The sequence below is a fragment of the Stenotrophomonas sp. 59 genome, assembly GCF_030291095.1.
Classification (GTDB): domain Bacteria; phylum Pseudomonadota; class Gammaproteobacteria; order Xanthomonadales; family Xanthomonadaceae; genus Stenotrophomonas; species Stenotrophomonas maltophilia_Q.
In genome coordinates this window covers 1,735,959-1,756,382 of record NZ_CP127408.1, presented here as the reverse complement: position 1 = coordinate 1,756,382, position 20,424 = coordinate 1,735,959, and the positions used below count along the sequence as shown (strand labels likewise).

Annotated in this window: 21 protein-coding genes; 9 read left to right on the top strand and 12 right to left on the bottom strand. The window is 67.2% G+C overall.

Annotated features, from left to right (window positions below; all coding sequences use genetic code 11):
* Positions 1-144 precede the first annotated feature (144 nt).
* Entirely contained in the window at positions 145-2,034 is a 1,890-nt protein-coding gene (gene htpG / locus QP552_RS08165) for a molecular chaperone HtpG (RefSeq protein WP_286075523.1), read from the top strand.
* A 166-nt stretch (positions 2,035-2,200) separates the two neighbouring features.
* Here htpG and QP552_RS08160 read toward each other — a convergent pair whose 3' ends face one another.
* A complete protein-coding gene (locus QP552_RS08160; protein ID WP_111110831.1) occupies positions 2,201-2,500 on the bottom strand; it encodes a hypothetical protein in 300 nt (99 codons plus the stop codon).
* Positions 2,501-2,641: 141 nt separating this feature from the next.
* On the opposite strand from QP552_RS08160, the gene ftsY reads away from it, so the two are divergent.
* From ftsY to QP552_RS08145, 3 genes are all read left to right on the top strand, one after another.
* Positions 2,642-3,943 (top strand): signal recognition particle-docking protein FtsY, encoded by a 1,302-nt coding sequence (gene ftsY, locus QP552_RS08155; RefSeq protein WP_286075521.1) that lies wholly within the window; start codon positions 2,642-2,644, stop codon positions 3,941-3,943.
* Positions 3,944-4,034: 91 nt separating this feature from the next.
* Entirely contained in the window at positions 4,035-5,159 is a 1,125-nt protein-coding gene (gene mutY, locus QP552_RS08150; RefSeq protein ID WP_286075520.1) for an A/G-specific adenine glycosylase, read from the top strand.
* 5 nt (positions 5,160-5,164) lie between these two features.
* Entirely contained in the window at positions 5,165-5,434 is a 270-nt protein-coding gene (locus tag QP552_RS08145) for an oxidative damage protection protein (RefSeq protein ID WP_014036808.1), read from the top strand.
* Between the two features lie 67 nt (positions 5,435-5,501).
* Here the strand turns inward: QP552_RS08145 and QP552_RS08140 are convergent, their stop codons facing one another.
* From QP552_RS08140 to QP552_RS08095, 10 genes are all read right to left on the bottom strand, one after another.
* On the bottom strand, positions 5,502-5,951 hold the full coding sequence (locus QP552_RS08140) for a DUF6491 family protein (RefSeq protein WP_106550790.1): 450 nt from the start codon (positions 5,949-5,951) through the stop codon (positions 5,502-5,504).
* 230 nt (positions 5,952-6,181) lie between these two features.
* Positions 6,182-6,895: a lipoprotein-releasing ABC transporter ATP-binding protein LolD gene (gene lolD / locus QP552_RS08135; protein ID WP_014036806.1), complete on the bottom strand. Its 714-nt coding sequence runs from the start codon at positions 6,893-6,895 to the stop codon at positions 6,182-6,184.
* Positions 6,888-8,129, bottom strand: coding sequence for a lipoprotein-releasing ABC transporter permease subunit (locus tag QP552_RS08130; protein ID WP_049427320.1), 1,242 nt, complete (start codon positions 8,127-8,129; stop codon positions 6,888-6,890). Before QP552_RS08130 ends, lolD begins: the two co-directional genes overlap by 8 nt.
* Positions 8,130-8,152: 23 nt before the next feature.
* The gene (locus QP552_RS08125) at positions 8,153-8,602 is read right to left on the bottom strand and encodes a hypothetical protein (RefSeq protein WP_345782976.1); all 450 of its coding nucleotides are present in this window, start codon (positions 8,600-8,602) and stop codon (positions 8,153-8,155) included.
* A complete protein-coding gene (locus QP552_RS08120) occupies positions 8,553-8,801 on the bottom strand; it encodes a succinate dehydrogenase assembly factor 2 (protein WP_286075518.1) in 249 nt (82 codons plus the stop codon). The genes QP552_RS08125 and QP552_RS08120 overlap by 50 nt, the downstream gene beginning before the upstream one ends.
* A 98-nt stretch (positions 8,802-8,899) precedes the next feature.
* Positions 8,900-9,685, bottom strand: a complete 786-nt coding sequence (locus QP552_RS08115) for a succinate dehydrogenase iron-sulfur subunit (RefSeq protein WP_005409079.1) — start codon at positions 9,683-9,685, stop codon at positions 8,900-8,902.
* 66 nt (positions 9,686-9,751) lie between these two features.
* On the bottom strand, positions 9,752-11,542 hold the full coding sequence (gene sdhA, locus QP552_RS08110) for a succinate dehydrogenase flavoprotein subunit (RefSeq protein ID WP_164139248.1): 1,791 nt from the start codon (positions 11,540-11,542) through the stop codon (positions 9,752-9,754).
* 31 nt (positions 11,543-11,573) lie between these two features.
* Complete coding sequence (gene sdhD, locus QP552_RS08105) at positions 11,574-11,960, bottom strand: succinate dehydrogenase, hydrophobic membrane anchor protein (RefSeq protein ID WP_099554226.1); 387 nt, start codon at positions 11,958-11,960, stop codon at positions 11,574-11,576.
* Positions 11,957-12,349 (bottom strand): succinate dehydrogenase, cytochrome b556 subunit, encoded by a 393-nt coding sequence (sdhC, locus tag QP552_RS08100; protein ID WP_286075515.1) that lies wholly within the window; start codon positions 12,347-12,349, stop codon positions 11,957-11,959. Before sdhC ends, sdhD begins: the two co-directional genes overlap by 4 nt.
* A 56-nt stretch (positions 12,350-12,405) precedes the next feature.
* Positions 12,406-12,576: a DUF1674 domain-containing protein gene (locus tag QP552_RS08095; protein ID WP_005409075.1), complete on the bottom strand. Its 171-nt coding sequence runs from the start codon at positions 12,574-12,576 to the stop codon at positions 12,406-12,408.
* A gap of 39 nt (positions 12,577-12,615) precedes the next feature.
* Here QP552_RS08095 and QP552_RS08090 point away from each other — a divergent pair, with 39 nt between their 5' ends.
* On the top strand, positions 12,616-13,491 hold the full coding sequence (locus tag QP552_RS08090; protein ID WP_286075514.1) for a folate-binding protein: 876 nt from the start codon (positions 12,616-12,618) through the stop codon (positions 13,489-13,491).
* A 207-nt stretch (positions 13,492-13,698) separates the two neighbouring features.
* On the opposite strand, the gene ugpC is transcribed toward QP552_RS08090, so the two are convergent.
* Positions 13,699-14,781 carry a sn-glycerol-3-phosphate ABC transporter ATP-binding protein UgpC gene (ugpC, locus tag QP552_RS08085; RefSeq protein ID WP_286075513.1) on the bottom strand — a complete coding sequence of 361 codons (1,083 nt, stop codon included), beginning with the start codon at positions 14,779-14,781 and terminating at the stop codon, positions 13,699-13,701.
* A gap of 352 nt (positions 14,782-15,133) precedes the next feature.
* On the opposite strand from ugpC, the gene zwf reads away from it, so the two are divergent.
* Genes zwf through edd form a run of 4 tightly spaced genes read left to right on the top strand, consistent with a single transcriptional unit; the run spans position 15,134 to position 20,267 of the window.
* Positions 15,134-16,570, top strand: a complete 1,437-nt coding sequence (gene zwf / locus QP552_RS08080; protein ID WP_106550785.1) for a glucose-6-phosphate dehydrogenase — start codon at positions 15,134-15,136, stop codon at positions 16,568-16,570.
* On the top strand, positions 16,567-17,574 hold the full coding sequence (gene glk / locus QP552_RS08075; protein ID WP_099554236.1) for a glucokinase: 1,008 nt from the start codon (positions 16,567-16,569) through the stop codon (positions 17,572-17,574). The genes zwf and glk overlap by 4 nt, the downstream gene beginning before the upstream one ends.
* Positions 17,571-18,293, top strand: a complete 723-nt coding sequence (gene pgl / locus QP552_RS08070; protein ID WP_106550784.1) for a 6-phosphogluconolactonase — start codon at positions 17,571-17,573, stop codon at positions 18,291-18,293. The genes glk and pgl overlap by 4 nt, the downstream gene beginning before the upstream one ends.
* Positions 18,294-18,350: 57 nt before the next feature.
* Entirely contained in the window at positions 18,351-20,267 is a 1,917-nt protein-coding gene (edd, locus tag QP552_RS08065; protein ID WP_111110829.1) for a phosphogluconate dehydratase, read from the top strand.
* Positions 20,268-20,424: the final 157 nt, after the last annotated feature.

The following is a 20,424-nucleotide window of genomic DNA, read 5'->3' as shown; positions in this document are numbered from 1 at the left end:
TTGCTGTTGCTGTTGCTGTTGCTTTGGCCTCTGCGGGTGCAGGGCGCCGCCCTGCCAGAACAACCCCTTGATTTCGGGACAATCAGCCATACCCCTTGGCGAGGCCGCACGCGCTGGCGCGGCATTGCACATGGAGCCTTATCGATGACCGAGACCACCCAGACCGAAACCCTTGGCTTCCAGACCGAAGTCAAGCAGCTGCTGCAGCTGATGATCCACTCGCTGTACTCCAACAAGGAAATCTTCCTGCGCGAGCTGGTCTCCAACGCCGCCGATGCCGCCGACAAGCTGCGCTTCGAGGCCCTGACCCAGCCGGCCCTTCTGGAAGGCGACAGCGAGCTGCGCGTGCGTGTCAGCTTCGACGCCGCCGCCCACACCATCACCATCGAAGACAACGGCATCGGCATGAGCCGCGCCGAAGCCATCGCCCACCTGGGCACGATTGCAAAATCCGGCACCGGTGACTTCCTGCGCCAGCTGTCCGGCGACCAGAAGAAGGATTCGCAGCTGATCGGCCAGTTCGGTGTCGGCTTCTACAGCGCCTTCATCGTCGCCGACGAAGTGGAAGTGACCTCGCGCCGCGCCGGCCTGGCTGCAGGCGAAGGCGTGCGCTGGACCTCGCGTGGCGAAGGCGATTTCGAAGTGGCCACCGTCGACAAGGCCGAGCGCGGCACCCGCATCGTGCTGCACCTGAAGGACGGCGAGCATGACTTCGCCGATGGCTGGCGCCTGCGCAGCATCCTCAAGAAGTACTCGGACCATATCGGCCTGCCGATCCAGATGCCGAAGGAAGGCGAAGAAGGCGCCGCGCTGGAATGGGAAACCGTCAACCGCGCCAGCGCGCTGTGGACCCGCCCGCGCACCGAGATCAGCGACGCCGAGTACACCGAGTTCTACAAGCACGTGGCGCACGACCACAGCGACCCGCTGGCGTGGAGCCACAACAAGGTCGAAGGCAAGCTGGAGTACACCTCGCTGCTGTACGTGCCCGGCCGCGCGCCGTTCGACCTGTACCACCGTGACGCGCCCAAGGGCCTGAAGCTGTACGTGCAGCGCGTGTTCGTGATGGACCAGGCCGAGCAGTTCCTGCCGCTGTACCTGCGCTTCATCAAGGGCGTGGTCGATTCCAACGACCTGTCGCTGAACGTCTCACGCGAGATCCTGCAGTCCGGCCCGGTCATCGATTCGATGAAGGCCGCGTTGACCAAGCGCTCGCTGGACATGCTGGAAAAGCTGGCTGCCGACAAGCCCGAGCAGTACGCCACGTTCTGGAAGGAATTCGGCCAGGTGCTGAAGGAAGGCCCGGCCGAGGACTACAACAACCGCGAGAAGGTGGCCGGCCTTCTGCGCTTCGCCTCCACCCGTAGCGAGGCCGATGCGCAGACCGTGTCGCTGGCCGACTACATCGGCCGCATGGCCGAAGGCCAGGACAAGATCTATTACCTGACCGGTGAGAGCTACAGCCAGGTGCGCAACAGCCCGCACCTGGAAGTGTTCCGCAAGAAGGGCGTGGAAGTGCTGCTGCTGACCGACCGCATCGACGAGTGGCTGATGGGCTACCTGACCGATTTCGACGGCAAGGGCTTCGTCGACATCGCCCGTGGCGACCTCGACCTGGGCGCGTTGGAAAGCGAGGCCGACAAGCAGGAACAGGAAGCGGCCGCCAAGGACAAGCAGGGCCTGGTGGAGCGCCTGAAGACGGTGCTGGGCGATGACGTGGCCGAGGTGCGCGTGTCGCACCGCCTGACCGATTCGCCGGCGGTGCTGGCCATCGGCGAACAGGACCTGGGCCTGCAGATGCGCCAGATCCTGGAAGCCAGCGGGCAGAAGGTGCCCGACAGCAAGCCGGTACTGGAGATCAACCCGGGTCACCCGCTGATCGCCAAGCTGGATGCCGAGGCCGATGGTGCACGCTTCGACGACCTCGGCCGGGTGCTGTTCGACCAGGCCGCGCTGGCCGCCGGTGACAGCCTGAAGGACCCGGGCGCCTACGTGGCGCGCCTGAACAAGCTGCTGCTGGAGCTGTCGGCCTGATCGAGGCGGTGGTCGCCGGGCATGGCCCGGCGATGCCTTGGTAGAGGCCAACCTTGGTTGGCGCCTACCAGGGCGGGTCGGGCGTGCCAACCAAGGTTGGCACCCACCAGAGGCGGCGGTTGGCACCCACCAGGGGCGGCGGCTGGCACCTGCCGAGGCGGGTCGCTCAGGCCTCGCGATCCAGCAGCGACCCCAGCAACTGGTCTTGGCGACGGATCACCGCGGCATTGGCGGCGAAGGCCACCACTTCGGCCTTGGCCGCCAGCAGATCACCCAGCGGCGCGCCCGGATCGGAACCGGTGGTGGCCACCGCCGTCTCCACCCCGCCCTGCGCCACCGCACTGCGCTGCAGCTGCAAGCGCTCGGCATCGGGGGTCGCGAGGTTGGCAACATTGTGCGCGGCCACCTGCACGCCCTGCTGGGCTGCACGCATGCCGCCGAGTGCAGTTCCCATCACGTTGTTCATGACGTTGTTCATGGTGGTCTCCGGGCCGCCCCGCGCAGCCCTCCGGACCAGTTAACGGCCGGCGGGCCGCGACCTTGAGTCCACATCGGCCGGACAGGCCCGAGTGGTAGCATATCCCCCTGATTTCAGCGCCTTTTGCCAATGCTCAGTTTTTTCCGCCGCAAGAAGCCCCAGGATGCCCCCGCAACGGAGGCCCCCAAGACCCAGCACTACTCGGCTGAAGAGCTGGCGGCGGCGTTCCCGTCGGCCGCCCCGGTCGAGGACGAAGAGCCGGCACCGGTAGTCGTACCAGCCGAGCCTGCACCGGTCGAGCTACCCGCCGCAGCCGTCGTTCCGGTCGCTGTCGAGCCCACTCCGGTGATTCAGGCTCCAGCCACTCCGGTTCCGGCAGCTCCGACGGTGATCGACGTCGCTCCCATCGCGCCCGCGGCCATCGAACCGGCACCGGCGCCTGAGTCCACCCCGGCACCGGCCGCCGACGACCTGCCGGCCGCTGCTTCGGTCGACGCCGTTCCGGCGCCCGCCGGCAAGCCCGGCTGGCGCGAACGCCTGCGCAACAGCGTCATCGCGCGCAGCTTCGGCGGCCTGTTCTCGCGCAACCCCAAGCTCGACGACGACCTGCTGGACGAGCTGGAAACCGCACTGATCACCGCCGACGTCGGCGTGGGCGCCACCACCGACCTGGTCGAAGGCCTGCGCAAGCGCATGAAGTCGCGCGAGTTCGCTGATGCCAATGCGCTGCTGGCCGCGCTGCGCGCCGAGCTGATCGCGATCCTGCAGCCGGTCGCCAAGCCGCTGGTGATCGACCGCAACGCCAAGCCCTTCGTGGTGCTCACCGTCGGCGTCAATGGTGTCGGCAAGACCACCACCATCGGCAAGCTGGCCAAGCGCTTCAAGGATGATGGCCACAGCCTGATGCTGGCCGCCGGCGACACCTTCCGTGCCGCTGCCGTGGCGCAGCTGCAGGCCTGGGGCGAGCGCAACGGCGTGGCCGTGGTCGCCCAGGGGCAGAACGCCGATGCCGCTTCGGTGGCGTTCGACGCGCTGCAGGCCGGCAAGGCCCGTGGCACCTCGGTGCTGATCGCCGATACCGCCGGCCGCCTGCACACCCAGTCCGGCCTGATGAACGAACTGGGCAAGATCCGCCGCGTGCTCGGCAAGATCGACCCCACCGCGCCGCATGAGGTGCTGATGGTGATCGACGGCACCACCGGCCAGAACGCGCTGTCGCAGCTGCGCCAGTTCAATGCTGCGGTGAACGTGACCGGCCTGGTGGTGACCAAGCTGGACGGCACTGCCAAGGGCGGCGTGGTGTTCGCGCTGGCCCGCGAGTTCGGCATTCCGATCCGCTTTGCCGGTATCGGCGAGCGCCCGGAAGACCTGCGCGTGTTCGATCCGGAAGCCTTCGTCGACGCCCTGCTGCCTGAAGCGCTGGGTGCCTGATAGACCGTGCAGCCACCGCACTCTGGTGCAGCCACCCATGGGGTGGCTCTACAAGGGTGAACCCAGGGGTGGCTGCCTCTCTGGAACTCCAATGCCCCGCCAGCTGCAAGCCAGCGCCGACACCGCCCAGCAAGACGACTTCGTCGCCCGCCTGCTGCACTGGTTCGACGACCACGGCCGCCACGACCTGCCCTGGCAGCATCCGCGCAGCCCGTACCGGGTCTGGCTGTCGGAGATCATGCTGCAGCAGACCCAGGTGGCCACGGTCATCCCGTATTTCCAGCGTTTCCTGCAGCACTTCCCGACCCTGCCCGACCTTGCCGCCGCCAGCAACGACGCGGTGATGGCGCAGTGGGCCGGGCTCGGCTACTACGCCCGCGCGCGCAACCTGCATGCGGCAGCCAAGCGCTGCGTCGAACTGCACGATGGCGACCTGCCACGTGACTTCGATGCGCTGCATGCCCTGCCCGGCATCGGCCGCAGCACCGCCGGAGCAATCCTCAGCCAGGCCTGGAACGACCCGTTCGCGATCCTCGACGGCAACGTCAAGCGCGTGCTCAGCCGCTACCACGGCATCGACGGCTTCCCCGGCCTGCCGGCCATCGAGAAGCAGTTGTGGGCCATCGCCGAGGCGCACGTGGCACAGGTGCCGGCCGGGCGCATGGCCGACTATACCCAGGCGCAGATGGACCTGGGCGCCACCGTGTGCAGCCGGGCCAAACCCGCCTGCGTCATCTGTCCTCTGCAGGACGCGTGCGTGGCACGCCGCGAAGGCCGCACTGCGGACCTGCCCACGCCCAAGCCGAGCAAGACCCTGCCCGAGCGCGAAGCGGTCGCCCTGCTGCTGCGCGACGCCCAGCAGCGCGTGCTGCTGCAGAAGCGGCCGGACACCGGCATCTGGGCGCAGCTGTGGACGCTGCCGCAGGCCGAGGCGGGCAGTGACCTGCAGGACTGGTTCGACACGCATGTCGACGGCTCGCTGGAAGATGCCGACGAACTGCCGGTGCTGCAGCACACCTTCAGCCACTACAAGCTGCATCTGCAGGTATTGTCACGGCAGGTACACGGACTGCGCGTGGAAGAACCCACGCTGCGCTGGGTGGCTGCCGACGAACTGCCCGCGCTGGGCCTTCCGGCGCCGATCCGCAAACTGCTCGACGGCGCCACGATCAAGACGCCGAAACGAACCTCCAAGAAATCCCGCAACCACGAGTGAGTGCCATGCCCCGAACCGTCTTCTGCCAGTACGAACAACGCGATGCCGAGGGCCTGGACTTCGTGCCCTACCCCGGCGAGCTGGGCCAGCGCATCTTCAACAACATCGGCAAGCAGGCCTGGGCCGCATGGCTGGCGCACCAGACCATGCTGATCAACGAGAACCGGCTGTCGCCGCGCACGCCGGAGCATCGCGCGTTCCTTGAAGGCGAGCTGGTCAAGTTCCTGTTCGAGAAGGACGCGGAAAAGCCGGCTGGCTTCACTCCGGAAGCCTGATCTCGAGATAGCGCCGGGCCATGCCCGGCGTTCCCGATTCCGCCGGGCATGGCCCGGCGCTACCTCTCTATTTCGCGGCTTCCTCGCGCTCCTGCACCTGCGCCTGGCGCAGCTCCTGTTCGGAGGTGCGCAGTGCCTTCACGTCCAGCTTGCGGATGCTGTCGATGAAGCACGGCATGCGTGGGCCGCCGGTGGGGTCGCGCACCAGCACCTTGTCGAAGCGCGACGACACGCGGCCCATCTGGCTGGTCAGGCCGATGGCGGTGGCATACGGCAGGTCCTGGCAGGGGCCTCTCAACTCCAGCAGATAAGCCTCGCTGGGCCGGGTCCACACCGCCAGCGCGCTGTCACCCAGTTCGGTCCAGCCATTGAGGCTGCCGAAGAACTGCATGTCATTCTGTGGCGCGCCCGCATGGGCGCGGTACAGGGCCAGTTTTTCAGTGCTGCTGATCCGACCGGTGGTGGCACAGGCGGCCAGGGCCAGGCAGAGGCCGGCCAGCAGAAGCGGGGTCTTCATGGCGATCTCCTCGGGGAACTGCCGCCATCATGCGCCTGGCCTGGCAACGCCGGCGCGACGACCGGCAGCCCCATTCAGCCGCTGGTCGGCGGCTTCCCTGGTCGACCAGGGTCGGCCTCTACCAAAGCGGGCCCGGAACGCCGGATTCCGGTAGACGCCAACCTTGGTTGGCGCTTGCCCTGCAGGAGCAGCCGACCAAGGTCGGCTTCCACCAAAGCGGGCCCAGCGCCTCAGACGTCGGCATGGGCCAGTGCGTGCAGGCGCCCTTCGCGCAGCTCCAGCACCCGGTCCAGGCGACGCGCCAGGCTGCGGTCGTGGGTGACCAGCACCAGGCTGGTGTGACGTGCGCGGTTGAGCTCCAGCATCAGCTCGAACACGGTGCCGGCGGTGCGGTCATCCAGGTTGCCGGTCGGCTCGTCACCCAGCACGCAGGCAGGATGATTGACCAGTGCACGAGCTACGGCGGCACGCTGGCGCTCACCACCGGACAGTTCGCCCGGCTTGTGATCCAGGCGGTGGCCCAGGCCGACCGCTTCCAGCAGCGTGGTGGCGCGGCTGCTCGCCTCGGCCACGGCGGTACCGGCAAGCAGCACCGGCATCATCACATTTTCCAGCGCGGTGAACTCCGGCAGCAGGTGATGGAACTGGTAGACGAAACCCAGTGCCTGGTTGCGCAGCAGGCCACGCGCGGTGTCCGACAGCGCCGACATGCGCTGGCCGGTCACATAGACCTCGCCGGCGGTCGGAATGTCCAGGCCGCCCAGCAGGTGCAGCAGCGTGCTCTTGCCGGCGCCGGAGGCACCGATGATCGCCACCGTCTCGCCGGCGGTCACGGTCAGGTCCAGGCCATCGAACACCGGGGTCTGCATGCGTCCTTCGGCGTAGGTCTTGCCCAGTGCTTCGGCGCGGATCACTTCATCGCCGCGGTTGAAGACCTTATTCATAACGCAGGGCCTCCGCCGGCTGGGTGCGTGCTGCCCGCCAGGCGGGGTACAGGGTGGCCAGGAAGCTCATCAGCAGTGCGACCACGGTGATCGCCACCACGTCGCCGGTCTGCATGTCGGTCGGCAGGCCGGTGATGTAGTAGACATCCTCCGGCATCAGCTTGACGTTGAACACGCTCTCGATGGCGCCGAGGATGCGCTCCAGGTTGAGTGTGAGGGTGATGCCACCGATCAGGCCGGCCAGCGTGCCGAAGATGCCGATCAGCGAGCCCTGCACCATGAACACCTGCATCACGCCGCCCGGGGTCAGGCCGAGGGTGCGCAGGATGGCGATGTCGGCCTGCTTGTCGGTCACCAGCATCACCTGCGAGGAGACCAGGTTGAAGGCACCCATGGCGATGATCAGCGACAGCAGGATGCCCATCACCACCTTCTCCATGCGCAGCGAGTGATAGAGGTTGGCATTCTGCTGGGTCCAGTCGCTCACCCGGTAGGCACCACCGAGGTTCTGCGCCAGATCCACGCCCACTTCCAACGAGCGGTCCATGTCGTGCAGTTTCAGGCGCACGCCGGTGGCGCCGTCGCTGCGCAGCACGCGCTCCAGGTCCTGCATGTTGGCGAAGCCCACGCCACGGTCGACTTCGTTGTAACCGGCCTCGAAGATGCCGCTGACGGTGAAGCGTTTCATCCGTGGCACCGCGCCGGCAGGCGTGCCCTGCACTTCTGCAAAGGTCACCAGCACCTGGTCGCCCACGTCCACGCCCAGCCAGATCGCCAGCTCCTTGCCCAGCAGCACGTTGAAGCTGCCTGGCTTGAGGCTGTCATAGCTGCCCTTGGTGATCTTCTTGTCGATCACCGACACCTTCGGCTCCAGCGCCGGATCGATGCCCTGGATGATCGCGCCCTGCACGCGCGGGCCGCTGATCATCGACTGGATCTCGATGTAGGGCGCGGCACCGGCCACGCGCGGATCCTTGTTGGCCACGTCGACCACCCGCATCCAGTCCGGCATCGGCTCGCCGTCGCGGCTGATGGTGGTGTGCGCGGTCATCTGCAGCAGGCGGCTGCGGATTTCCTTCTGGAAACCGCTCATCACCGCCAGGGTGGTGATCAGCACCGTGACGCCGAGCGCGATGCCCAGAATCGATGCCATCGAGATGAAGGAGATGAAGCCGTTGCGGCGCTTGGCGCGCAGGTAGCGCAGGCCGATGGCCACGGGGATGGGTTTGAACATGCAGGCACGCCGGTCAATTCAGCTTATGGTGCCATCGACCGGGGCCGACGGGAAACGCTGCGTGCGGCGACGGCCAGTCGCAGTTCACGTCGCTGCCCGGAATCGAGCACATCCGGCCAGAACAGCAGGCGCCGGCGGCGCCGATCCTCACGCCAGAGCAACAGCAGCCAGGGGCCGCGCACCACCAGTTGCGGCGCCTCCACCTCCTTCCCCGCCACCTGCAGCGGCTCGGGTGGCGCCGGCAGAAGCACCTGCACGCGCGGCCTGCGCTGTCGCCAGGCCAGTTCGGTCACGCCAATGGCCCAGGCCAGCAGTACCGCGGGCATCAGCAGGCGCGGCGGCAGGTCCGATGCGCGCAGCAGCCAGGGTGCGGCCAGCAGCACCGCCAGCTGGGCGGCGGCCTGCAGCCGTGAGGGCCGCCACTCAAGGCTTGAGGGCGAGGATCTTCTGCATGAGGGGGATTGCGTGCGCATGCGGGCAGGCCTCATAGCCCATGAACCAGCGCCACAACCTATCGTCCTCGCAGTCGAGCAGGAACAGGAAAACCTCGCGCTCTTCGGTCGGCGCAGTGCTCCATTCGTGGTCGAGGTAACGGCCGAACAGCTGGTCTAGCTCGCGCATGCCGCGGCGGCAGCGCCAGCGCAGCTTCTTCAGCAGAACGTCTTCTTCCATCGTGTTTCTCCAGATACAGCAAAGCCACGCATGGCGTGGCTCTACTGAGGTGGTGCAGCCACGCGTGGCGTGGCTCTACCAGGTACAGCCGGACCGTATCAGGCGCGGCGCTCCATCATCAGCTTCTTGATCTCGGCGATCGCCAACGCCGGGTTCAGGCCCTTCGGGCAGGTCCGGGCGCAGTTCATGATGGTGTGGCAGCGATACAGCTTGAACGGATCTTCCAGATCGTCCAGGCGCGCACCGGTGTCCTCATCGCGCGAATCGATGATCCAGCGGTAGGCCTGCAGCAGGATCGCCGGGCCCAGGTAACGCTCGCCGTTCCACCAGTAGCTCGGGCAGCTGGTCGAGCAGCAGGCGCACAGGATGCACTCGTACAGGCCGTCCAGCTTCTTGCGGTCTTCCGGCGACTGCAGGCGCTCGCGGTCCGGCGGTGCCGGGGTCTGGGTGCGGATCCACGGCTTGATCGAGGCGTACTGCGCGTAGAAGTGGGTCAGGTCCGGAACCAGATCCTTGACCACGTTCATGTGCGGCAGCGGGTAGATCGGCACTTCCTTCTTGCCGCAGTCCGAGATGGCTCGGGTGCAGGCCAGGGTGTTGGTGCCGTCGATGTTCATCGCACACGAACCACAGATGCCTTCGCGGCAGGAGCGGCGGAAGGTCAGGGTCGGGTCGATCTCGTTCTTGATCTTGATCAGGGCGTCCAGGACCATCGGGCCACAGGCGTCCAGATCGACTTCATAGGTATCGGTGCGCGGGTTGCTGTCGTCGTCCGGACTCCAGCGGTAGATCTTGAAGGTGCGCACGTTCTTGCCGCCGTTCTTGACGGGGAAGTGCTTGCCCTTCGTGATCTTGGAATTCTTGGGGAGTGAAAACTCGGCCATGGCTGCTCTCGTTGGCTCAGGCGGCCCGCGCCCTTGGGCGCGGATTGCATGGTAGGCGGGGTCGGATCAGTACACGCGCGGCTTCGGCGGCACCACGGACACGTCGTCGGTCAACGTGTACATGTGCACCGGACGGTAGTCGAAGCTGCACTTGCCCTTCTCGTCGACGCTGACCAGGGTGTGCTTCTGCCAGTTGACGTCGTCGCGGTCCGGATAGTCCTCGTGCGCATGCGCGCCGCGGCTTTCCTTGCGCTGTTCGGCCGAGTTGATCGTCGCCACCGCGTTGAGCAGCAGGTTGTTCAGCTCGTAGGTCTCGATCAGGTCCGAGTTCCAGACCAGCGAACGGTCGGAGACCTTCACGTCCTGGAACGAGTCGAAGATCTTGTCCATCTTCTCGCAGCCTTCCTTCAGCGTCTGGCTGGTGCGGAAGACCGCCGCGTCGGCCTGCATGGTGCGCTGCATGCGATCGCGGATGACCGAGGTCGGGGTATCGCCGTTGGCGTGGCGCAGCTTGTCCAGCAGGCCCAGCGCCTTGTCGCAGGCATCGGCCGGCAGCGGCTTGTGCGCCGCGCCCGGCTTGATGGTCTCGGCGCAGCGGTTGGCCACCGCGCGACCGAACACCACCAGGTCCAGCAGCGAGTTCGAGCCCAGGCGGTTGGCGCCGTGCACCGACACGCAGGCCGCTTCGCCGATGGCGTACAGGCCCGGCACCACGGCATTGTCGTTGTCGCCGACCCGCTGCACCACTTCACCGTGGTAGTTGGTCGGGATGCCGCCCATGTTGTAGTGCACGGTCGGGATTACCGGAATCGGCTGCTTGTGCACGTCGACGCCGGCGAAGATGCGGGCGCTTTCAGCGATGCCCGGCAGCTTGTCGTCGATCACGCCCGGGCCGAGGTGGGTCAGGTCGAGCAGGATGTGGTCCTTGTGCTCGCCGACGCCGCGGCCTTCGCGGATCTCGATGGTCATCGAACGGCTGACCACGTCGCGCGAGGCCAGATCCTTGTAATGCGGTGCGTAACGCTCCATGAAGCGCTCGCCGCTGCTGTTGCGCAGGATGCCGCCTTCACCGCGGACACCCTCGGTGATCAGGCAGCCGGCGCCGTAGATGCCGGTCGGGTGGAACTGCACGAACTCCATGTCCTGCATGGCCAGGCCGGCACGCATGGCCAGGCCGCCACCGTCACCGGTGCAGGTGTGCGCCGAGGTGGCGCTGAAGTAGGCACGGCCGTAGCCGCCGGTGGCCAGCACCACGCCCTGGGCGCGGAACAGGTGCAGGGTGCCGTCGGACATGTCCAGGGCCAGCACGCCGCGGCAGGCGCCTTCGTCGTCGAAGATCAGGTCGAGCGCGAAGTACTCGATCATGAAGCGCGCATCGTGCTTCAGCGACTGCTGGTACAGGGTATGCAGCATCGCGTGACCGGTACGGTCGGCCGCCGCGCAGGTACGCTGCGCCGCCGGGCCTTCGCCGTACTTGGTGGTCATGCCGCCGAACGGGCGCTGGTAGATCTTGCCTTCGGCGGTACGCGAGAACGGCACGCCGTAATGTTCGAGCTCGATGATGGCCGGAATGGCCTCACGGCACATGTATTCGATGGCGTCCTGGTCGCCCAGCCAGTCCGAACCCTTGATGGTGTCGAAGAAGTGGTAACGCCAGTCGTCCTCGCCCATGTTGGCGAGTGCGGCCGAGATACCGCCCTGGGCGGCAACGGTGTGCGAACGGGTCGGGAAGACCTTGGTCAGGCACACGGTCTGCAGGCCCTTGGCGGCCAGGCCGAACGTGGCGCGCAGGCCGGCGCCGCCGGCGCCGACCACGACCATGTCGTACTTGTGTTCGGTAATCTTGTAAGCGGACATCTAGTCTGGATTCCTGTCTTGGCGCCTGGGCTCAGGCAACGCCGAGGGCGATGCGGCCCACCGCAAACACACTGACGATCATGCCGAGCACGGCGACGAACTTCACCGCGGTCTGCAGCACCAGGGCCAGCAGCGATTCGTGGATGTAGTCTTCCAGCACGACCTGCAGGCCGAGCTGCGCGTGCCAGAACATGGCGATCAGCAGGCCGATCAGCGGCACCGCGTTCCACGGCTTGGCGATCGCGGCGGTGGCGGTCGCGTAATCCGAGCCCAGCAGGCCCAGCACGAACACGAGGAACCAGATGCCCAGCACCACCAGCGCGGCAGCGGTCAGACGCTGATGCACGAAGTGCTCGGTGCCGGTCTTGGCCGAACCCAGGCCACGCACGCTCTTCAGCGGAGTACGGAACTTGCTCATGCGGCACCTCCGAACATCACATAGGCCCACACGGCCAGGGTGATCACCAGGCTGCCGATGACCGACATCCAGCTGCTGCGGATGAAGGTGGCGATGCGGAAGCCGATGGCGAAGTCCTGCACGATGTGGCGGATGCCATTGCACAGGTGGTAGGCGAACGACCATGTCCACGCGAACAGGAACACGCGGCCATACCAGGCCCCGGCATGGCCGGTGAAGCAGTTCCAGGACTCGGGCCCCATCATCAGGGCCAGCAGGCCGGCGGCGATGATGAGGGCACCAACAGACAGAAAGACGCCAGTGGCTCGATGCAGGATCGAGGTGGCCATCTGAATCTGCCAGCGATACACCTGAAGGTGCGGGGAAAGTGGGCGTTGTCTGGTCGCCATTCGCTGGGCTCGTTGTCTCGGCTGGGCGGCACACGGCCGCGTTGGCTCAATGCTGATCAGAAATCGATGCAGCGTCCGTTTTTCTCCCAATCGCCATACCGCACCGGATCAAGTCCGCCGCGGCCGCCGAATTCCTCTGCTTTTTCCTGTTCCACGGGCACGGGTGCCGCGGGGACCAGCGGGGCTTCAGATTCGTCGTCGGGAGTGGGGGTTGTTTGGCCTATCATGTTCGGTCTCGCAACGCACAAATTTTAGACCTCGTTCACGTGCCTGACAACCTGCCCCCTGCTTTCGTCGGATATCCGCGCCTGCCCGGCCACCAGCTGCTGAGCCTGCAGGGTGTGGATGCGGCCGTTTTCGCCCACGCCCAGTTCAGCAGCGACGTCACCGCCCTGCCCCTGCTGCACTGGCAGTGGAGTGCCTGGCTGAGCGCCAAGGGCCGCACCCTGGCGGTGTTCCAGCTGCTTCGGCTGGCCGAGGACCACGTGATGCTGGTGCTGGCCGACGGCGATGCCGATGCGATTGCGTCGCAACTGCAGCGCTTCGTGTTCCGTCGCAAGGTGAAGGTGCAGGTGCGCAGCGATCTGGCCGTGGCCGGCGCGTTCACTGCGCCGGAGGCCGCCAGCGGCGCCGCGATTGCGCACGCTGCAGCGGACGACTGGGAACTGGACCTGGGCAGCGACGCACTGCCGCGCAGCCTGCGGATTGGCGCCGCTGATGCCTTTGCCGCCGGCAGCGAAACCGATGAGGCCGCTTTCGCCCTGGCCTGGCGCCAGGCCGACCTGCGCTACGGCCTGCCGCGGCTGGATGAAAGCCAGCGCGAAGTGTGGACCCCGCAGCAGCTGGGCCTGGACCGCCTGAACGGCTACAGCGTGAAGAAGGGCTGCTACCCGGGCCAGGAAATCGTTGCCCGCACCCACTTCCTCGGCAAGGCCAAGCGCGCGGTGCAGTTGCTGCAGACCGCCGCACCGGCGCAGGCCGGCGATGGCGTGCAGCAGGACGGCGCCGCGCTGGGGACGATTGCCAGCGTGGCCGGTGAGCTGGCGCTGGCGGTGTTGCCACTGGAGGCCGGCGACGCCGAGCTGCAGGTGGGGGGCGCCGTGGCGCAGCGTGTGCCGTTGCTGGATGGGTTGGCGCGCTGAGGCTGTTGGGAAACCGCATCGGGTGGGTGCGGACCTGACCTGGTGTGTGCCGACCTCACCTGGTGGGTGCGGACCTTGGTCCGCACTGCTTCTTCCGGCACCTCATCCACGCATGGCGTGGATCTACTGAACCCACCTTCTCTAGAGCCGAGCCCATGCTCGGCTTCTCCATGAAATACAGCCGAGCGTGGGCTCGGCTCTACAGGGTCAGAGGCGTTCGCCGGTTTCCGCGTTGAAGAAATGCAGGCCCTGCGGGTGGATCGCCACGCGGATATCCTCGCCCACGGCCGGCAGCGACTGCGGCGCCACGCGCATGGTCAGCGCATGCTGGCCACTGCTGAGGTTGACGAAGATTTCATTGCCGACCGGCTCGATGCCTTCGATGCGCGCGCTGAACGCATGCGCATCGTCGGCCGCCGCCGGCTGCAGATGCTCAGGGCGCACGCCCACCGCGATCGGCTTCTGCAGCCACGCCGGATCGATCGTGGCCTGGCCCAGCGGTGCACGCCAGTCGCCGTCGACCACGGTCACGCCACCGGCATCGCCCTGCAGCATCCCACGCAGCACGTTCATCGCCGGGCTGCCGAGGAAGCCGGCCACGAACAGGTTGGCCGGGCGGTCGTACAGCGCCATCGGCGTATCGATCTGCTGGATGATGCCGTCCTTCAGCACCACGATGCGCTGGCCCAGGGTCATCGCTTCCACCTGATCGTGCGTCACGTAGATCATGGTGGTGCCCAGCTTGCGGTGCAGCTGCGCGATTTCGGTACGCACGCTGTGGCGCAGCTTGGCATCGAGGTTGGACAGCGGCTCGTCCAGCAGGAACACCGCCGGCTCACGCACCAGCGCACGGCCCAGCGCAACACGCTGGCGCTGGCCACCGGACATCGCCTTGGGCAGCTTGTCCATCATCTCGGTCAGGCCCAGCGTCTGCGCCGCCTCGGCGATGCGCTTGTCGATGGTGGCCTTGTCATGGCCGCGCAGCTTCAGGCCGAAGGCCAGGTTCTCGGCCACGGTCATGTGCGGGTACAGCGCGTAGCTCTGGAAGACCATGGCGATGTCGCGGTCCTTCGGCGCCACGTCGTTGACCACGCGGTCGCCGATGCTCAGCGTGCCGCCGCTGATCTCCTCCAGGCCGGCCACCATCCGCAGCAGGGTCGACTTGCCACAGCCGGACGGACCGACCAGCACCATCAGCTCGCCATCGGCGACCTCGAAGGTGGCGTCCTTCACCGCGACCTGGCCGTTGTCATAGACCTTGCGCACACCCTGCAACTGCACTTTTGCCATATCACCTATCCGGTCCGCCCGAAGCCGGGCTGTCTTTTGGGACTGCCTCGGCCCTCCCGATGGCAGTGATGATTGCGCGCTTGCCGCATGACGGCGAGCACTGCAATCGAATACAGTTGCCCATTCTGCCATGTAAACGTTTTCACGTGGCACTATCCGATGATCGGTGCGCACCGATCTGCGTCGGCGGTTGAACGAAGGTTCCGCCGGGGCAGTGGTTTCGAATGGAACGGTCTTCCGCAGTACGGTAGAACGCCCCTGACGAACCTCGGACAGGCAGTTGCGCGGATGTCCCCCGAACCCAGCCATGAAGCGATTGACAACGATGTCACCCGGATCTGAAACTCGAGCGATGCACGACACCCTCTTCCTGTTCGGTGCCACAGGTGATCTGGCCCAGCGCTACCTGTTCCCTTCGCTGCTTCGCCTGCTTGGCGACGGCCTGCTGCCGGAGGACTTCCGCATCCGCGCACTGGCCCTTTCCGGGCATGACACCGAAGCCTTCCATGACATCCTGCGCCCGCGCCTGCAGCAGGCCATGCCGATGGCATCGCAGGACGACATCAACGGCCTGCTGCGCCGCATCGACTACCGTTCGGTCGACCTGCGCGACGTCGACTCTGTCGCCGCCGCGGTCTCCGACCTGGTGCACCGCAAGTGCGTCAGCTACCTGGCCATTCCGCCGGGCCTGTACATCTCCACCTGCGAAGGCCTGGCCAAGGGCGGCGCCCTCGCCGCGCCGGCGCGCCTGATGCTGGAAAAGCCGATCGGCAGCGACAGCGAGAGCGCCGAGGAGATCATCTCCACCATCGGCCAGTGGATCGACGAGGACCGCGTGTTCCGCCTCGACCACTACCTGGGCAAGGCAGCGGTGCAGAACCTGATCGCACTGCGCTTCGGCAACACGCTGCTGGAAGCGGTGTGGAACCGCAACTACATCGAATCGGTGCACATCCTGGTGGCCGAGAGCGAGGGCGTGGATGGCCGCGATGCCTATTACGCCCGTTCCGGTGCGCTGCGCGACATGGTGCAGAGCCATATCCTGCAGCTGCTGTGCATGGTGGCGATGGAACCGCCGGCCTCGCTGGAGGCAGACCGCATCCGCGACGAGAAGGTCAAGGTGCTGCGCGCGCTGCGTCCGCTCGATGCCAAGCACGCCGCGCGTGACAGCATCCGCGGCCGCTACACCGCCGGCACCATCAATGGCCAGCCGGCGCAGGCCTACCAGCCGCCGGAAGGCAGCGACGTGGAAACCTTCGCCGGTGTCACCGCGCACATCGACAACTGGCGCTGGAGCGGCGTGCCGTTCCACCTGGTCACCGGCAAGCGCCTGCCCGAGCGCACCACCCGCGTGGTGGTCACGCTGAAGCCGGTCACCCACTGGCTGTTCGAGCGTCCGCAGCGTGCGCAGGCCGCACCGAACCGCCTGGTGTTCCAGCTGCAGCCGCAGGAAAACATCGAACTGGGCCTGATGAGCAGCCTGGCCGGCCCGGAATGGGGCGCGCTGGAACTGCATCCGCTGGAACTGGAACTGTCGGTGCCGACCGGCCTGCATCGCCGCATCGCCTACGAACGCCTGTTCCTGGACGCCTTCAACGGCAACCACACGCTGTTCGTGCGCGACGACGAAGTACGTGCCGCCTGGGCCTGGATCGACAGCGTGGCCGACGCATGGAAAGAGGCCAAGCTGCCGCTCGAACCCTACCCCGCTGGCCAATGGGGCCCAAGCAACGCAACGGAGTTCCTGCCGCAGGGCGTGGACGCACCGGACAGCGGAGCCTCGGCATGAGTGCCAGCTCGCAGCCGGTGCTGGTCGCCGACATCGGCGGCACCAACGCCCGCTTCGCCCTGGCCGACACCTCGCTGGACGCGCCATTGCTGAAGGAGAGCATCCGCGAATATGCAGTGGCAGAGTTCCCGTCGCTCGGCGATGCGGCCCGCCACCACCTTGAGCAGATCGGCGCTGCCGCCAGCCGCGGCGTATTCGCGGTGGCCGGCCGTGTCGATGGCGATGAAGCCCGCATCACCAACCATCCGTGGGTGATCTCGCGCAGCCGCACCGCGGCGATGCTGGGTTTCAACGAACTGCACCTGATCAACGACTTCGCCGCGCAGGCGATGGCGATCTCGCTGCTGCAACCCGATGACGTGGTCCAGGTCGGCGGTGCCGCCTGGGTGCCGGGCAAGCCGGGCCAGCCGCGCAACTACGCGGTGATCGGGCCGGGTACCGGCCTCGGTGTCGGTGGCCTGATCCTGCGCCACGGCCGCTGCTATCCGCTGGAAACCGAAGGCGGCCATGTCAGCTTCCCGCCGGGTACTCCGGAAGAGATCCGCATCCTGGAGATCCTGTCCGAGCAGTTCGGCCGCGTCTCCAACGAGCGGCTGATCTGCGGCCCCGGCCTGGTCAACATCCATCGCGCGGTGTGCGAGATGGCCGGCATCGACCCGGGCCAGCTGCAACCGGTGGACGTGACCGCCCGCGCCCTGCATGGCGATCCGCAGGCAATGCGCACCGTCGATGTGTTCTGCGCCGTGTTCGGCGCCATTGCCGGCGACCTGGTACTGACCCAGGGCGCCTGGGACGGCGTGTTCCTCACCGGCGGACTGACCCCGAAGATGCTCGATTCACTGCAGCACTCCGGGTTCCGCCAGCGCTTCGAACACAAGGGGCGGTTCTCCTCGATCATGGCGCGGGTGCCGTCGCTGGCCGTGATGCACCCCCACGCCGGGCTGCTGGGCGCCGCCGCCTATGCCGCCGACGCCGAACGTGACGCACCAGGAGTTGCCGCATGAGCCCCACCTTCCACGACGATCGCATCGAGTTCATCCACCACGGCGACGCCGATGGCTGGATCGAAGCGGTGGCCGCCGAGATGGCGCAGACCCTCAACCACGACATCAATGAAGTAGGCCGTGCGCGCATCCTGCTGTCCGGTGGCACCACGCCAGCGCCGGTGTACCAGGCCCTGGCCGAACTGGACGTGCACTGGGACCGCGTGGAGGTGAGCCTGGCCGACGAGCGCTGGCTGTCGCCGCAGGATCGCGACAGCAACGCCTGGCTGGTCCGCGAGCACCTGCTCAAGCGCGCCGAAGGCGCCCACTTCGATCCGCTGGTGCGGATCGGCAAGCCGCTGCCGGAATGCGTCTATACCGCCAACCTGCAGGCCCAGCACAGCCAGCCGCCGAGCCTGGTGGCACTTGGCATGGGCAACGACGGCCACACCGCTTCGCTGTTCCCGGGTTCGAAGGACCTGGCCCGTGCGCTGGAAAGCACCCTGCCCTACGCAGCGCTGGATGCCACCGGCTGCCCGGGCGCGAACCAGTGGCCGCTGCGCATCACGCTGACGCCGCATGGCCTGCGCCAGTGCCGCCAGCGCCTGTTGCTGCTGCGCGGCAAGCAGAAGCTGCAGGTGCTGCGCCAGGCGCTGGACAGCAATGACGCCCAGCAGTACCCGATCCTCAATGCGATCAACCTGGAAGGCGCGCGCCTGCGCGTCCACTGGGCTGATTGATGTCGGCGGCGGCGCATGCCGCCGCTTGCCTCTCGCCACCACGAACGCCGGTAGCCAATGAGCCTCCATCCGCAACTGCAAGCCATCACTGAGCGCGTCATCCGCCGCAGCGCCGCCTCGCGCGCTGCCTACCTGGCCGCAATCGACGCCTCCCTGCGCGAGGGCCCGTTCCGCAGCCGCCTGAGCTGCGGCAACCTCGCCCACGGATTCGCCGCCTGCGGCGGCACCGACAAGAGCCGCCTGCGCGGTGGCGTGACGCCGAACCTGGGCATCATCACCGCCTACAACGACATGCTGTCGGCGCACCAGCCGTTCGAGACCTATCCCGAGCAGATCCGCGGGATCGCCCGCGAGCTGGGCGCCACCGCACAGGTGGCCGGCGGCGTGCCGGCGATGTGCGACGGCGTCACCCAGGGCCGTGGCGGCATGGAACTGTCGCTGTTCTCGCGCGATGTGATCGCACAGGCGACCGCGATCGGGCTCAGCCATGACATGTTCGACACCACCGTCTACCTCGGCGTGTGCGACAAGATCGTGCCCGGCCTGCTGATCGGTGCACTGGCCTTCGGCCACCTGCCGGCGGTGTTCGTGCCGGCCGGCCCGATGACCCCGGGCATCCCGAACAAGCAGAAGGCGGAAGTGCGCGAGCGTTATGCCGCCGGCGAAGCCACCCGCGAAGAGCTGCTGGAAGCCGAGTCCGCCTCGTACCACGGCGCCGGCACCTGCACCTTCTACGGCACCGCCAACTCGAACCAGGTGCTGCTGGAAGCGATGGGCGTGCAGCTGCCGGGCGCGTCGTTCGTCAATCCGGGCACGCCGCTGCGCGATGCACTCACCCGCGAAGCGACCGAACGTGCGCTGGACATCACCGCGCTGGGCGATGACTTCCGTCCGCTGGGCCGCATCATCGACGAGCGCGCGATCATCAACGCGGTCATCGCGCTGATGGCCACCGGCGGTTCGACCAACCACACCATCCATTGGATCGCGGTGGCACGTGCCGCCGGCATCGTGCTGACCTGGGACGACTTCGACGAGCTGTCGCAGCTGATTCCGCTGCTGGCCCGCGTCTATCCGAACGGCGACGCCGACGTGAACCGTTTCGCTGCTGCCGGCGGCCCGGCGTTCGTGTTCGGTGAGCTGATCAAGGCCGGCCTGATGCACGGCGACCTGGTCAGCGTGGCGCGCGGCGGCATGGCCGACTACGCGCGCGAACCGCAGCTGCGCGACGGCCAGCTGGTCTATCTGCCGGGCCTGGAACACAGCGCCGATGACGAGGTCGTGCGTGGTGTCGACAACCCGTTCGAACACCAGGGCGGCCTGCGCCTGCTGCGCGGCAATCTGGGCAAGTCGCTGATCAAGCTGTCGGCGGTGAAACCGCAGTACCGCACGATCGAAGCACCGGCAGTGGTGGTGGATGCACCGCAGGTGTTGAACAAGCTGCACGCCGGTGGCCTGCTGCCGCAGGACTTCGTGGCGGTCGTGCGTTACCAGGGCCCGCGTGCCAACGGCATGCCCGAACTGCATTCGCTGGCGCCGTTGCTGGGCCTGCTGCAGAACCAGGGCCGGCGTGTGGCGCTGGTCACCGACGGCCGCCTGTCCGGTGCCTCGGGCAAGATTCCGGCGGCCATCCATGTGACGCCGGAAGCGGCGCGCGGTGGCCCGCTGGCCAAGGTGCGCGAGGGCGACATGATCCGCCTGGACGGTGAAGCTGGCACGCTGGAAGTGCTGGTGGATGCGGCCGAATGGGCCGCACGTTCGCTGGCACCGAACACCGCGCCGGCCGCGCATGACCTGGGCCGCAATCTGTTCGCGATCAACCGTCGCGTGGTGGGTCCGGCGGACCAGGGGGCGATCTCGATTTCGTGCGGGCCGGCGGCGGCCGATGGCGGGCCGTGGGATTACGACGCGGAGTATGAGCTGGGGCACGATGCGGCCGCGGCGGCGGCGCCGCATGAGGCGAAGGACGCCTGAGGGTTGAAGAGCGCTGCGGGCGTGCGTTGGCGGTGAGTGTCCTGGTTGAGGCGGCGGGTAGCCCCCACCAGGACACGCCGTAAACCCATCCTTGGGGGCTCGGTCGCGGCATCCATGCCGCTCACGGTCCTGGTGGGGGCTACCCGCCGCCTCAGCA